At 30.2% G+C, this 15808-nt stretch carries 11 protein-coding genes; all 11 read right to left on the reverse strand.

Features of this window, described 5'->3' with window-relative positions; genetic code table 11:
• Nucleotides 1-47: 47 nt before the first annotated feature.
• The gene (locus tag CLPUN_RS27405) at nucleotides 48-218 is read right to left on the reverse strand and encodes a hypothetical protein (protein ID WP_158078674.1); all 171 of its coding nucleotides are present in this window, start codon (nucleotides 216-218) and stop codon (nucleotides 48-50) included.
• A 557-nt stretch (nucleotides 219-775) separates the two neighbouring features.
• Entirely contained in the window at nucleotides 776-2215 is a 1440-nt protein-coding gene (locus CLPUN_RS02025) for a glycoside hydrolase family 1 protein (protein ID WP_077845707.1), read from the reverse strand.
• A 21-nt stretch (nucleotides 2216-2236) separates the two neighbouring features.
• Nucleotides 2237-3637 (reverse strand): PTS transporter subunit EIIC, encoded by a 1401-nt coding sequence (locus CLPUN_RS02030; protein ID WP_077845708.1) that lies wholly within the window; start codon nucleotides 3635-3637, stop codon nucleotides 2237-2239.
• A 125-nt stretch (nucleotides 3638-3762) separates the two neighbouring features.
• Complete coding sequence (locus tag CLPUN_RS02035) at nucleotides 3763-4599, reverse strand: PRD domain-containing protein (RefSeq protein ID WP_077845709.1); 837 nt, start codon at nucleotides 4597-4599, stop codon at nucleotides 3763-3765.
• A 19-nt stretch (nucleotides 4600-4618) separates the two neighbouring features.
• Nucleotides 4619-5098: a PTS sugar transporter subunit IIA gene (locus CLPUN_RS02040; protein ID WP_077845710.1), complete on the reverse strand. Its 480-nt coding sequence runs from the start codon at nucleotides 5096-5098 to the stop codon at nucleotides 4619-4621.
• A gap of 1139 nt (nucleotides 5099-6237) precedes the next feature.
• A complete protein-coding gene (locus tag CLPUN_RS02045) occupies nucleotides 6238-8439 on the reverse strand; it encodes an alpha-galactosidase (protein WP_077845711.1) in 2202 nt (733 codons plus the stop codon).
• Nucleotides 8440-8485: 46 nt separating this feature from the next.
• Nucleotides 8486-10294, reverse strand: coding sequence for a beta-L-arabinofuranosidase domain-containing protein (locus CLPUN_RS02050; RefSeq protein ID WP_077845712.1), 1809 nt, complete (start codon nucleotides 10292-10294; stop codon nucleotides 8486-8488).
• A 317-nt stretch (nucleotides 10295-10611) separates the two neighbouring features.
• Nucleotides 10612-13413, reverse strand: a complete 2802-nt coding sequence (locus CLPUN_RS02055) for an Ig domain-containing protein (RefSeq protein ID WP_077845713.1) — start codon at nucleotides 13411-13413, stop codon at nucleotides 10612-10614.
• A gap of 532 nt (nucleotides 13414-13945) precedes the next feature.
• Entirely contained in the window at nucleotides 13946-14122 is a 177-nt protein-coding gene (locus CLPUN_RS27410; protein ID WP_158078675.1) for a hypothetical protein, read from the reverse strand.
• 148 nt (nucleotides 14123-14270) lie between these two features.
• Nucleotides 14271-15017, reverse strand: coding sequence for a sugar phosphate isomerase/epimerase family protein (locus CLPUN_RS02060; RefSeq protein WP_077845714.1), 747 nt, complete (start codon nucleotides 15015-15017; stop codon nucleotides 14271-14273).
• Nucleotides 15014-15808 (reverse strand): DUF7402 domain-containing protein, encoded by a 795-nt coding sequence (locus tag CLPUN_RS02065; protein ID WP_077845715.1) that lies wholly within the window; start codon nucleotides 15806-15808, stop codon nucleotides 15014-15016. The genes CLPUN_RS02060 and CLPUN_RS02065 overlap by 4 nt, the downstream gene beginning before the upstream one ends.

Raw genomic sequence — 15808 nt, forward strand, 5'->3', positions numbered from 1 at the left:
TCATCATAAACTATTACTTCAAGATTTTTCCCACTTTTAAATTGCCTTTAATTGTTATTCCTTCTATTTATCGCTATAGTTTCATCATTTTTAGCATTTGTAATTGCTATTTTAACATTACTTGTTTTAGAAATTAAATTTTGGGCATAGCTTAATGCATCTTCAATTGATACTGTTAAAGCATCTCTTGCATCATTTAACGCACTTATTGCAGACACATATGCATTATAAAAAGCATCTTTAACACTTTCAAGTATTTTAAATCCACTAAAATCTACTTTGTCTGCAGAATCAATTGCATCATTTATGCTTTAACTATAGCTGCTGTTGTTACTTAATGTTGTAATTCTGTATAAGTTACTGTAATAGTTGATAATGCTTTCTTTGTTTCGTCCACTGTTGATATTGCTGTAATTATCTAATCTCCTGCTTCTGCATCTGAAGCTACAGTTACTTTTCCAGTCGAATCGCTACTAGATCAAATTACGGTCTGCGGAGCCTCTCCTGTAACATCTACTGATATAGATAAATTTTCTTCTGTTCGAATATATATGGTACTATAAATCCAGATAACATAAAAAGTTTTGAGAACATATCCAATAAAGATGGAATAAGAATTAAGAAAAACTACATTCAAAATCTATGAAATACGTTAAAATATTGAAGTTATTATCTTCCATCAAAAAATATAGGAACTAAGAAAAAGAGGTTGTAGCCTCTATAGGGAATATTTCGTATTCAAATATTCCTATTTTGCTACAGCCTCTAATTGTATTTATTCAATATCTTGCCCATTAGAAGCAATTACCTTCTTATACCAATAGAAAGAGTCTTTTTTGAAACGGTTAAACGTTCCTTTTCCATAATCATCTGCGTCAACGTAAATATATCCATATCTTTTTGACATTTCAGAAGTTGAATTGCTTACAATGTCAATTGGTCCCCATGATGCATAACCGAAAACATCAACTCCATCTTTAATAGCTTCTCCAAGTTGTTCAATATGTTTTTTTAAGTAGTCAATACGATAACTATCATGTACTGTGCCATTTTCATTAATTTTGTCGTAAGCTCCTAAACCATTTTCAGCAATAAAGATAGGTTTATGGTATCGATCATATAAATTGTTTAAAGTAATTCTGAATCCCATAGGATCCATAGGCCAACCCCATTCGCTATTTTCTAAATATGGATTCTTGATTTGTGCAATCAAATTGCCCGCATCCTTCGTATCAGGATTATATTTGCAAACATATGTCATATAATAGCTTATAGAAATAAAATCAACACAACCTTCTTTTATTAATTCTAAATCTCCTGGTTCTATATCAATACAGATATTATTCTCTTTGAAGTAACGATCCATATAGTATGGATATTCACCTTTAACTTGAACATCAATATAGAAATAATTTAAATGATCTTCAAACATTGATTGATATACATCTAACGGATTAGAAGAATATGGATATTTTTCTAATCGACAAACCATACATCCTACTTGTAAATCCTTATTAATCGCATGTGCTTCCTTTACAGCTAGTGCAGATGCAACAAACTGGTTATGTGTACATTGATATTTGAAACTTAGTTCATTTTTAGTGGTTTTCTCAATTAGAGCACCACAGCAACAATACGGGCTCATCAGCACCATGTTAATTTCATTAAATGTAAGCCAATATTTAACTTTGTTCTGGTATCTTGTGAATACAGTTTTAGCATATTTTTTAAAGCATTCAACAGTTACTCGGCTTTCGAATCCATTATAATGTTCAGTTAAATACAACGGAATGTCGTAATGCAATAATGTAACTAATGGTTCAATTCCATATTTATGCAGTTCATCGAATACATCATCATAAAATTTTAGTCCTTCTTCGTTTGGTCTTTCATCGATTCCATTTGGATAAATTCTAGGCCAAGAAATAGACATTCTAAATACTTTGAATCCCATTTCTGCAAATAATTTAATATCCTCTTTATAATGATTATAAAAATCAATTCCTCTACGTTTGGGAAAATTAAATTCTTCTGGATGTTCTTTACGGTATTTTATTTCATCTGCTGTCACTTCTAAAATTGACTCACCTCTTAACTCTTTTGGAATAAAATTAATCATATCTGTGGTGGCTAGACCTCTCCCTCCCTGATCAAATCCACCTTCTAATTGGCAAGCGGCGCTTGCTCCACCCCATAAAAAATTTTTTGAAAACATTTCTTTCTCCTCCTTATTATATTATTGTTCCTCTGGTTTATACAGAAATATTGTTAAAATGAATGTTGAAATCATTCCAACAACAACAGCGATAATCATATAAATCAAATTGCTGATACCTTTATCTCCAATAAAAGCAATGAAGCTAAATAATGCAAAGCTTCCAGGAAATGCATAGCAATAACACTGAAATATTCCAGCAATTACTCCTCCGATAAAACTTCCTCCCATGACTGCATATAATGGAGTTTTATATTTTAATGTAATACCAAACAGAGCAGGCTCACTAACTCCAGCAATAATAGCAGCTACAGAAGCAGAAGATGCATTAGAACGTATAGTTTGGTTTCTAGTTTTTAGTGCAACAGCAGCACAAGCTGCTCCTTGATTAAAGTTAGGAATAATACTTGCAATACAAATTAATGGATCATAGCCTAATATTGCAAAGTTTTGTAAAGCAATTGGGGGGAATGCCATGTGCATACCTGTTAAAACAAGTATTGGAACAAGAGCTGTTAAAATACCTAACCCAAAGAAACCTGTTGTATTGTATAGCCATTGAAGACCACCAGTTAAATAAGTTCCAATCATTGCTCCCATTGGAGCTAATAACAATAACATTAATGGAGCCATAATCAGAAAAGTCAATAAAGGTTCTGCAACTGAACGAATTATAGCTGGAGAATATTTAGCAATAATTTTTTCAACTTTTGCACCAATCCATATTGTTAGTATCATCGCAAATACATTACTACCATATGATTTTGCTGGAATTGCTAGACCAAAAATAGATCCTCCAGTACCCTCAGAAACCATTGATACAAATGTCGGATGTATTAATACAGCTCCCAATGTTATCCCTATTGCCATATTGGCTCCGAATTTTTTTGCTGCATTAGCTCCTACCATAACTGGTAAGAAATAAAACGGAGCATCACTTACAAAAGATAAAGTAACATATGTTCCGCTTTCAGGCGTAAGAATATTTAATTGAGTCAACACTAAAAGAATAACCTTAATCATTCCACCGCCAATCAATGCGCTAACACAAGGAGCCACACATCCAGCTATACCATCGAAGATACTACTTATGATTTCTTTAAATTTTTTTTTGTGTTTTGGTGAAGCAGCATCAATTTTTTCATCTATTGATTGTTCCTTATTTAGTCCATTTCTTTCGAATATTAAACTATATACATCTGCTACATCTTGCCCAATAATTACTTGTAATTGTCCACTTTGCCACTGGGATCCTAATACGCCTTGAATTTTTTCAATTTCTTCTACTTTTGCAAGACTTTGATCTTTTAAATTAAATCTTAATCGAGTTACACAGTGAGTAAAATATTCTATATTATCTTTCCCACCAATAAGATTAATAATTTGATTTGATAAATCATCATATTTCTTTTTTGAAGCCATTTTTTTCTCTCCTTTTCTATATAAAATATATACAAACAATAAGATGCGCGCTTTTCTTATTGAATTTGCCAAAATAAAACCTCAGCACAAAAACATAAAAACATTTTTTGCACTGAGGTAATGCCCTATTGGTTACAATCCTCTCTTGAACATAATCGATTTACATGTAATATTAAATACAATAACTCTTCACTACTCGGATTCCACCCAAGATTTTTCATTATATATTTTTCTATATCCAGAACACACTCATAAGTTTCCGGATATTCATTTTTCAACATTTCAAATGCCTTTTCATTATCACTAGAAATATTTGTATTACTTTCCTGACGTTTTAGTAAATATTGCATATGTGATACAAAGCGTGAATAATTAAATCCTTTCCTATCAATATTCAGTTTGGTTTTATGTTCAATAAGTTTGGTAATATCAGTAATCACTTGATTTTCATTGATTTTGCTACCTTGGGGCGCTTTTATATTCTCTGCATTAATAAAATGTAATGCAATACTTGCTGCTTCATCTTTTGATAAATGTATTTTTTTAATTTTATTAATAAATGCTATTGCTTTTTCTCCAATATCCATTTCAGTTTCATATAAATGTTGGACATCATAGCTAAAAGGCATTTTGATTATCATGTTTTTGTTATATCTTTGTATTGCAAAATTGATATGATCAGCCAAAGTAAAAACAATGTTCGAATTAATTTCATTCATGATTCTCCCTTTAGAATAATCGACAATCTTCGCTGATATTTCAAAAATATCCTCTGGTATTTCATTTAATAATCCTAAGTATTTCAGATTTACATTGTAATAAGTATGTTTAATCTTACTCATATCATTTAATTCATAAGGAGTTTTAGGAAATCCAATTCCATTTCCAAAGGCAATTAATTCATTTCCATTGTTGTCCAAGCACTTAACGACATTATTGTTAATTTTCTTAATTACCCTCATACCATTGACCTCCTTGTCTTCATTCAAATGATATTACCACATCTATGCCCATTGTAACATCTTTTCTGGGATTTTTTATATTAAATTTGTATTCTGATCCATTTGTAATAATCATAGGTGTTGTAAGGTCTATATCTGATTTCTGCATAACTTTTCTATCGATTTTAATAATAGGATCACCTTTCTTAACCTGGTCTCCCTCTTTTGCTAGTTTTGTAAATCCATTTCCATTAAGGTTTACAGTATCAAGACCAATATGAACAAGGATTTCTGCTCCATTTTCTGCTTTAATTCCAAATGCATGAAGTGTATTGGCAATCATAGTAAGTTTACCATTGCAAGGAGCACATACTGTATCTTCTGAAAAAGAAAATGCAATTCCATTTCCCATCATTTTTGAGGAAAAAATTTTATCTCGTACATATTCCAGATCAATACATTTACCACTTACAGGTGAATATAACAGTAATTTCTTTTTCTTTTTAAAAAAGTCTATCATAATTCTCTTCCTTTCTAAAACAAAAACTCTCTTGAATGATTACATAAAACAGCTTATCTGTCTTAGGTAATGCCTCCAAGAGAGTAACAATCCTATTTATATTTACAAATAAATTTTAACACCTATTTAAAACGTTGTCAAATATTTTTTGGGCTTTTTAAATAAAAAAAGTTGTGTGAGAATCTCTAAGTTTTATGGATAGGAAAGTTTTTTGTGAATGAGTATAATAGTTTTGTGCTGCTTTGATTATAAAATTTTTGAAGTTGTTAAAATTACATTTACTAAATTAAATTCAAATATTAAAAATGCTAAATGCCGATCGCGCAATCATGCAGACGAGCAAATAGTTTCCTAATATATATTTTTTATTAGTTATCCACAGATTGGTCAAGAATATAATTTCCTCGCATTAGAAATACTATAATATATACGAATATTTCGTTTTATAATATGCAAATCTAACTAGTGAAAATTTAATATTTGAATAGGGATATTGATGTTAATTTCCTTGGATCATCCGCATACCCACTCTTTAGACTGTCATAACTATACCAAGGATCTTTTGGAGCTATTAACTCTTCTCTCATATTCTCAATAATGTCCTTGGTTAATCCAACATCATGGTGTTTAAATCCACTTGCGTCAATCACCTCATTAATCGTTGGTTGATAAGTAGTTATAACTGGCTGGATTCTGCTACATTTATTTTAACTTTAAAAGGTAAAATCATTGCAATAATACCAGTTTAAATGTATTCTCAAAATTTAATTTGTTTGTAAACCTCATTTTATTACCTTAATGTTTACTATCTATTCTTCTATTATTTATTAACAATTATTATGTCAACTTTTATCGACACTATGACAGCATTTACAAACAAGCAATAAAATTGTGATTTTTAAAATACGCTCTTTAGGTCCATTTTATTCTTTTTTGATCCCTTTGTTTAATTTACTATATTTTTAATACATCTAAATCATATATGACTTTAGACACTATTGAAGACTAGCATATGAATAATTCATTCCCATACTAGTCTTCAATAATGTCTTCTACTTCTTATACAATTTCTCTTTTAAACTTATAAATGTCTCACTTAAGAAATTCATAATTGTGCTGAAGCACTTTTTTATAGGTGCTTATTTTTCACATATACTGATTTTTTTCAAAACCCATTGCTTTGATGTATAATCACCTTTAAGCACTGGTATATATAAGCCAACATACATTAATTCATCTCCACCTAAAATAATGTCCTCACCTAATATTTCATATTGGGCATCACATTCCAAACCAACTAATTTTAATGGTTTATCTTCCTTATTAGGTTCTACATATTGTTTTACGTAGCTTACTATAGCCTCAGATTTATCTCTAGATATACTCATCCACGCTGCTTCACTATCTTCAAATGGACTTAGTAATCTATAGAAATCACCAAATTGAACTGTTTCTCTTATTTCTTTATATAATTTAATTTGTTCTTTAATTATATTCTTCACTTCTTTACTTAATTTTGTCACATCAAGTTCATAACCAAAATTTCCTGTCATGGCTACTACTCCTCTTGTTTCTATAGGAGTATTTCTTCCTACTTGATGATTTGGAATTTCTGATACATGGCATCCTATTGATACAGTTGGATAAACTAATGATGTACCAAATTGTATCTTTAATCTTTCTATGGCATCTGTATCATCACTTGTCCAAGTTTGTGGCATATAGTAGAGCATTCCTGGATCAAATCTTCCACCGCCTCCAGCACAACTTTCAAATAATACATCAGGAAATCTAGTTATTATTTCTTCAAGGATTCTATATAATCCCAACATATACCTATGAGCTGTTTCCCTTTGTCTTTTAGCTGGTAATCCTTTCGAACCTATATCCATCATATTTCTATTCATATCCCATTTAACATAAGAAATTGATGCTAAATTTAACACATTGCTTACTGCTTCTATTACATAATCACATACTTCTTTTCTAGATAAATCTAATACAAGTTGATTTCTAGCTTCTGATTTAAGTCTGCCTGGAACATGAATACACCAATCATCATGTTCTTTATAAAGTTCACTATTAGGAGAAATCATTTCTGGTTCAAACCAAAGTCCAAATTTTAAACCCATCTTATTAATCTCTGATGCTAAACTAGTTAAACCGCTCTTTAATTTCTTTTCATTAACAAACCAATCGCCAAGAGAACTTGTATCATCATTCCTATTTCCAAACCAGCCGTCATCTAAAACAAAAAGTTCTATTCCAAGTTCACTAGCTTCTTTAGCAATTTCTTTTATTTTTCTTTCGTTAAAATCAAAATAAGTAGCTTCCCAATTATTTATAAGAATTGGTCTCACTACATCTCTATATTTACCTCTGCATAGTCTATTCTTATATAAATTCTGATAAATATGTGACATGCCGGTTATTCCATTTGGCGAATAAACCATTACTGCCTCTGGAGTTTGAAATCCTTCTTCTGGTTCTAATACCCAATTAAAATCAAAAGGATTTATTCCAATTTGAACCCTAGTGTTACTATGCATATCAACTTCTATGTTTCCTAAATAATTACCACTATACACAAGATTCACTGCATAGACATCTCCATTTGTTTCTGTAGTTTCCTTTCTTACCAAAGATATAAAGGGATTTGTTCCATGACCGCTTGCACCTCTTCTACTTTCAGTAGATTGGCTGCCTTGTGTAATTTTATTTCTAATAATACACCTTTCTCTGGCCCAAGCTCCACCTAGATGTAACATTTCAAATTTATCACTATTAAAATCAACATTTGCACTAAGAGCTCTTAATATCCTGACCTCTTCTTTTCCTTCATTTATTAACTCAACAGATCTAGTTATTGCATCAAAATTTTCAAATACGCTATATGTAAGAATAACTTTAATTTTTTTTAATTCATCTATTAAGTGTATTTCTAAAGTTGTTGCTTCATTATTACTTTCAACATATGTTGCAGGTAATCCATTAAGCGCTTTCTTACCTTTATAAATTTTATAATGTGCATATCTTAAATTTGTTGTAGTTGAACCATCTTCAAACTGTAATTCAAAAGCTGGCACTCTTAAGTCTGTATTTCCATAACTCGGATATTCTTGTGGTACTAACTCTAATTTAAATTCTTTTATGTTATCCGTATTACTTATATAACTCGCTCTCTTTCTCTTATCTATAATATAACTTAAACTATTGCTATTTAATTTTCTTCCCCAATATAAATGGGCAACATGACCTGTTTTCAATACTTTCAAAGCATAGCTGGTTTTTTCAGATTTTATGTGAAATATTTTTGAATTTTTTTCGAAAATAATTGGCATTTTCCCATCTCCATTCAATAACGCTTTTACATATCAGTCACGAATCTTATGACTGTATTACATATGCTCCACTACCATCTTCAGCCTTACTAAAGTTTCTTTTAATATTTCTAATTTTTTTATTATTTATATAAACTGTATATTTTTCATCTTCTACTCTAAATAATGGAATAAATTTAATGCTTGAATTATTTATAACACTAAAAGTTAATTCCTCATCATTAGTTTTACTTAAAACTAAATTAATATTTTCATTATTTATTTCTCCAATATATTCTTCACTTCCAAGTTCGGCCAATAATATAGGTCCATACATTATTGCTACAACACCATCACATCCTAGTAATGGAACCAAATGAAGTTTAGCTTCTATTTCTACATTGATAATGTCATTATTATTAAACGTATATTCAATAATAATAAATCCATCCTTTTTTATAATTTCTACTGATTTATCATTAATACTTATTTTTTTCACATTATGCTCTTTAAATATAAATTTGCAGAATTTAGGCCTTTCTGCTGTTATTGTAAATGAAGCTTTAAGTGAATTAGGATAATCTGTATGCTGAGTAATAGTCATGTTTTTTTCTATCCAATTAACTTTTGACTCAACGAATAAATTAATAAGCAATGAATCTTTATCCTTAAAATAAATATTTTTTTGTACTTCACTCATAGCTTCTATACCTGATCCTGTACAACACCAAAAAGTTTCATATAATGTACTGAATATCTTTTTTGCACCTGTTCCCATAGGTTGATGATATTGCGATAAACCTGTTTTTGAGCTGGCACTGTTTAATACTGAATTGTATTTTAATATTTCAATATGATCTAAATACTTTATATCATTAGTCCATTTAAAGAAATCTTCTGCTATTTTTTCTGTATTATGGCTACAGCAGCTTTCACTTTCTCCGCCAGTAAGCTTGTCTGTTAAATCACTATATTTACCCCAATGTTCAGCTTTTTGAGAGCATCTGCCTTCAATAAATAGCGATGCTTTTGAACTACTGCTTCCATTTGCAAAAGTTCTTCCAAGAAGAAATTCATAAAAATTTTCTACTGCTGTTTTAAAACGCTCTTCTTTTGTAATATTATAACGGTGCATTGCAGCTGTAATCATTGGCAAATGGGTGTTAGCATGAAGATTATCTAGTAAATCCAGCCCTTTTTCTAAGTTTCCTGTAAAGTATTCTCTATCAAATAGTTTTGCTAATTCTAAGATTTTCTCATCTTTATTTATTTCATATATGCTATATAATACATCGCCAATACCTCCAAATTCATTCTTTGGATTTAATCTGACGGGTCTTAATATGTTGTCAATCTTCCAATAAGACAATTTAGAGAACCTATTATAGATATAATTAGCTAAATTTTCTACAAGCTTTAGAGCTTTCTCATTTCCAATAAATTCATATGCATCAACTAATCCTTGTAGTATTTTGTGTAATGTATAATAAGGAGCCCAAACGTTACGATCTTCTTCTAACTCCAAAGTATCCATTACATTTTCTTCAAATGCACTTAAATAGCCATTAGGTTTAGCACATTCTTCAAAAATATCTACTATAACATTTGCTTTTTCTTTTAATTCATCATCTCCATCGCTAAAAGCAAATTGCGAACAAGCCGATAAAAAGTGTCCCACAAAATGCCCTCTAAGACTACAATCTTCTGCTTCCCATCCTCCTAGTGGCACCGCTGTCGACTCAATACCTGCATTTTTTCTAAGTGTATGCATTAGCCTGTTTATATCAAATTCTTTAATATATTGCTTAACTAATTCTCTTCTACTGCGAAAATATTTATCACCAAGTTTTACTTCATTCATTTTAAATTGTTCCATAAATGATTTCCTCCCTTATACATGATTTAATTCACAATCTTAATGATATCTTATTCCTATAATCAAATATTTTAACAGCAATTATTGTGCCAAATTTTTTCGACACTATTATTTAATATACACAACACTTGTAAAAAATCACATAAATTAAATATGCAATTTTAAAATATGTAACTTATGAGCCCTTTATAAATCTAATTAGGGTTGCTCAGTAACCCCTAATTAATAACCTGTAGTTTTCACTGAAAAAAAGATCTCAAGATGACCTTGGTCATTTTGAGATCTTTTATAATAATATTTATTAACTAAAAGCAAAGTTACTCTGCTACTTCATAACGCTCACCAAAAATCTTAAATTCACTCGGTTCATATAAATTGAAGTTAATATTTGGATCAATACTTCGTTGTGGATCAACCATTTCCATTTTAAAGTAACGGAATTGAGTATTTTTATACTCTTCCTTGACATTAAGTCTTTGCTTTTCTTCACTATATTTTGTTGTCCCATCTGTTAATCTAATCCAAGTAGTTCCATCATTAGATCCAAATATAGCAGTACCTGCTGAAAATTCTCCAAATCCCATTCTTGACTGAATGTCAAATGCAGTTGCTGAAACTCTAAAATTTGCTCCAAAATCAAAGGTATAATATAAATCAGAACCTATTGGAACTACTGGATAACTATTAGGATTATCATCTACAAGAGTAGGTAAATAACTGCCTGTAGATGATGTAACAATCTCTGGATAATTAATGCTTCCATCTTTTAATAATGGAGTTAATAATTTAAGCTTATCAACCGCATTCTTTAACTTCGATAATGAACTATAAAATTCATCATCAGTGCTATTATTGTCTACTAACTTGATTGTTTCTTCGTACACTTTTTTATATTCATAAAGAGTTGACGACTCATAACTTTCATTCCTATTATACGGCTCAATTACTAAATCTACTGCTGATTTTCTATCATTTGAAACTTCAACTTTTACGTTTTTAGTTGTAACTGTAGTCCCATCAGATGCTGAAACTATAAACGAATATGTTCCTGCTTCTGTTGGAATCCAAGAAAATTCTCCAGTATTCTTATTTAAATTGGCAAATTTGGGTTTATTATCAATCTGATAAGTAACTGCCGCATTTGTACTTGAAACAGATGCTGAAAAATCAAGAGTTATAGAAGCAGCTGATCCAACATATGTGAATAAATTCAAATCTGAATTTCCAGCTTTAAATGTTGGAACAGTTAAATGCTTGCTCGCTTGTACATCAAGGCAATCTATATCAACAGTAGTACCTGCTCCTACTATATTAAAGTATAATAAACTGTAGTCCTTATCTAACTGACTGAAAGAAACCTTATCTGTTCCCATATCATAAGTAATATATTTCCATTCATCATTAGTATCTGGTAATGTTAGCGTAGTATATGGTGTCGAATTAATTTCCTTACTCATTTCTAATTTAGCTGTACCATTTGTTCTAAATTTCAAGCCAACTATACAAGGTTTTGTACGATCCGGATAAGACAAACTTAAAGGTACAATTTTGCTTCCTTTTTCTGTCGCCTTTACTTCTACATAAGAAATATCCCCTTCTTTCTTTGTAGTAGAATTATTATCAAAGGCAGCATATCGTTCATCAATTTGTATTAATGCTGAATTTGGCTGTTCCTTAGGAAGATACTTTGTTCCTTCGGCCTCTGCCGCCTTTGGAATATAGAGCCAGAAATCTCCTCCACCATCTACATTATCCCAAGCACTTATAGCTTTTCCTTGATAGTAATAATTTGTAGGTAGTCTCTTGGAAAATGCTTCTGCAAAGTATGGCGCTTCTTTTTCCATATCAATTCCTAATGTATATTTATAGTAATAGTAGGTATCCCAAAAATTAGCTGTATTCATTCTGCCTCTGTAAGAGTCTGAAAATATTCTATAAATAACTGTTGGATTTCCATTTATATCCGTATGCGCTGCTAATGGTGTCCATAGGGTATCATATCCCAACATATATTGCCAGAAATAGTTGGCTGCCTTTAAAATTCTATTGTCCAACAATTCATATGATGTCACAGCATCAGCTTTTGTAGAGGCAGTTCCATCAACTGGATCTACTTTAGTACCTTGAGCAAGTAACAAACGTGATATAATTGCTGTATTAGTTAAATCACCACTACCATGGGCTTGATCTCTTCCCATTTCTGCATGCTGAACTCTTGGTTCCTCTAATTTTTCTCCAGTAACTATATCTGTATCTACTAATCTGAATAGTTGCTTAATAGAACCATTTTGACCTTGATCTTTAGCCGTCTTATTAATAGTAAACCACTCAACACCCTCATTATACCTTTCTCTATTATCAGTAAATATATAACCTGCCATAGCTCCTAAAAGTGGATAAAGATGCTGATTCATAAAATGATTATTATCATGTTGCAGCGTGTCAATAACTGGATTTATAAGGTTATTTGTAAAATCAGTAGTATCTTTATCTGTCCACTTTAAGCTCTCTGTCTTACAACTTGTATATCTTAAAATCTCTGCTGCAGTTACCATACGATTAAGAGGAATTCCTGAATGAATGCATGCATCTGTATAATATTTATATTTTGTTGGATCCATTTGAGACCAAATACGAATAATATGCAGTGCATTTTTTCTATAAACTTCATCACCAGTTATATAGTATAAAATTGCCTGTGTATATGAGTTTAAAGCATCTGTTATAAATTTTGATTGCACCTGCTTACTATCAAAAGTAGTAATTTCTGGTTTTGTTGGATCTTTACTGTTCTCATTATTAGACTTAATTTCTTTTGATGCAGCTGGAGATAGTATCATTTCTTTATAATAGCTATACCAAGGTTCTTTTTGTGTCAATACTTCCGTTCTCATATTTTCAAGAATATCTTTAGTAAGTCCAATACCCGGATGTTTAAATCCACTTGCATCTACTGATTCGCTAATAATTGGTTTATAATCTGTAATTAATAGTGTAGGTTCTTTTATACTTGCTTTAATTTCCATAGGCACTCCCATAACAACAATACTAAAACAGATAACTCCTGCAAGAATACGTTTAAATTCACTTCTAAAATTAAACTTATTTATAATTATCATTTTCTCCACTCCAATTTGCTCAAAATATATTTCTCTCCAAACACTTTAGACAAACATTACAATCACTTTTTTCAGAATAACTATTTACAATATCACCTTCTTTGTCCATCTTATATTTTAAAATATAAATTTAAATCATAATTATTTAAGTCATAATACCTTCCGTCACTATATTGATATAGCAATTGTCATGCCAATTCTTTCTGACACTATAACAACATCTCTAATTATGGTAAAAACCTACATTTCAATACCCTTATATATACTTCAATTACTTTTCTATACATTTATTATTTTTATATTAAAAAACTCATTATATACTATTAATTCTTTTAAATAACTGCCTTCGACACTACTATAGACACTCCTTTTAGATTTTGGATATTTTCAAACTAAAAAAACTAGAATAAGAATAACATATTTTTATAATTTATCTACATTCTAGTCCTGGTAATATTTTTAAAGTTCTTATTTAATTAAATTTATATACATTTATAACCTTTTTAAGTTCTTCTGCAAGTGCGATTTGCTCTTAAATTGCATTAACAATAGTATTTACTTGATTTGTGACTTCTTCTACATTTATTTGTATATCTTGCGACTTACTTAAAATCTCATCTGCATTTGAACTTCCAATGTTAATTCCATCAGTTATTTGGGTAATAACATTTTCAATAATTTTACTTGTATTTTTTATTTCTTTTAACAAGTTGATAATTAACTCAGAATCTTTTCCATAGTTTGTTGCAGTTTCAATTAATAGTTCATAATCTTTATTAACATTCTTCTCTATAAAAGATAAAGAAATTAATCTGCTTTCATTAGACCATGTACTTTTAATCTAGTGATTACATTATTTAATTGCATAACCATTTTTTCAAAGTAACTGCATCTTTTAGAAATGCTTCATCAGAATCATCTTTTACAAATTCTAAAATAAAACTTTGAATATTTAAGTCTGCTTTTAATTCAGAAATATAGAGTGGCCATTCTTTTCCTTCTAATAAAGGGAATCTCTCTTTCATATAATTCCATTTAAATACATGAATATTACCAATATATGGTTTTAGTAATCTAATTGATTTGCAGTTTTCTTCAACTGAAAGTTCAAGACTAGGTTGCCAATATGTTCTTAAGTTTTCACAATCAGTTAATTGCAATAAATGTAATGTACTTTCAGTTGTATGAGTCAAGGTTTTTCGGTGCTTTTCCAAACTAATAAAAACTCCCTCTTCATAAGCTATTTTACATATTACTTTGAGTTCCTGAGACGCTTTTATAAACTCCTCACTTGATACCTTATTTATATCTACTTTTCCTGCCCATATTCTTATACAATCAGTTCCCATCACATTGGCTGTTTTTAATATTTTTTTAAAATCATTCACATCATCTTGCAGCAGTGTATGATATGACCCATAAGATAATACCTTAAGTCCTGCCTCTCTAGTTTTTTTAGCAATTTCTTTTGCTTTTAAAAGTTCACCTAAGGGCACATGTACATCTCCTCCCCATTCAATTCCTTCAAGCCCAGCTTCAGTTGTAATTTTAATAACTTCGTCAACACTCTTTTTTCTAAAGGTTACTGATGTCATACCATTCATAAATTTGCTTCCACTCCATATACTTCTATCTGACTTAAGGCCGGAAATTCAGAAGGTTCATCTGACATAATCAAATTAGATAATTTTATCCATTCTACATTTCTCGAAGTAATTTCAAAACATTGCCCCTTTCCTGTTTTTTGTAGATTAATATGTTCTACACTTCCATCAGAAAAAGTTAACTCGGCTTCTTTCCACCAATTATCATGTGGGAAGTCTGCACGTAAATATAACACTACGCTATCTACATTTACATTTCTTCCAAAATCTATTTTCAGCCATGCATCCTTATGCTTGTTAATTCCCCAAGAGGAATGCGGCCAACTTCCATGATTTGATGTTTCAAATACTCCATCAATTGTATTTCTTGCAAAAAATACGGGATCTTCTGTTATTACATTTGTTGAAGCATGCGGAAATATACTCTTATTCTCTTTTGTATCAAAAGTATTTCTAGCTAAATTCTTATATGCTTTGATTTCATAGTCTCTGGCTATTCTTGCAAAGAACCAATGACGTTCTTCCGTAAATGCTTTTAAGCCATAAGGCTTACGTTCCTTATCAAAAGGAATTTTAAATTCTGCCTGATGGCCTTTTAAGTAAATGAAGCTCGATTCAAAACTATCTTCTAATCTTAAAACAACAAAAATATCTTTTTTATTGCTTGTTAAAATAATTTTATCTCCTGGATTGTATAATCCACGATATGTTAAAGTAACTTCATCTTCTGCTGTGTTTCTTAATAATACTTCTCCATCTTTATTTACAATTTCTAAATTAAATTCAACCAT

The sequence above is a fragment of the Clostridium puniceum genome (assembly GCF_002006345.1).
Lineage (GTDB): Bacteria > Bacillota > Clostridia > Clostridiales > Clostridiaceae > Clostridium > Clostridium puniceum.

Excerpts from the sequence above, each read along its gene's own strand:
- CLPUN_RS02025 (WP_077845707.1), bottom strand. The coding sequence starts at position 2,215 with ATGTTTTCAAAAAATTTTTTATGGGGTGGAGCAAGCGCCGCTTGCCAA.
- CLPUN_RS02030 (WP_077845708.1), bottom strand. The coding sequence starts at position 3,637 with ATGGCTTCAAAAAAGAAATATGATGATTTATCAAATCAAATTATTAAT.
- CLPUN_RS02035 (WP_077845709.1), bottom strand. The coding sequence starts at position 4,599 with ATGAGGGTAATTAAGAAAATTAACAATAATGTCGTTAAGTGCTTGGAC.
- CLPUN_RS02040 (WP_077845710.1), bottom strand. The coding sequence starts at position 5,098 with ATGATAGACTTTTTTAAAAAGAAAAAGAAATTACTGTTATATTCACCT.
- CLPUN_RS02045 (WP_077845711.1), bottom strand. The coding sequence starts at position 8,439 with ATGCCAATTATTTTCGAAAAAAATTCAAAAATATTTCACATAAAATCT.
- CLPUN_RS02050 (WP_077845712.1), bottom strand. The coding sequence starts at position 10,294 with ATGGAACAATTTAAAATGAATGAAGTAAAACTTGGTGATAAATATTTT.
- CLPUN_RS02055 (WP_077845713.1), bottom strand. The coding sequence starts at position 13,413 with ATGATAATTATAAATAAGTTTAATTTTAGAAGTGAATTTAAACGTATT.
- CLPUN_RS02060 (WP_077845714.1), bottom strand. The coding sequence starts at position 15,017 with ATGAATGGTATGACATCAGTAACCTTTAGAAAAAAGAGTGTTGACGAA.
- CLPUN_RS02065 (WP_077845715.1), bottom strand. The coding sequence starts at position 15,808 with ATGGTTGAATTTAATTTAGAAATTGTAAATAAAGATGGAGAAGTATTA.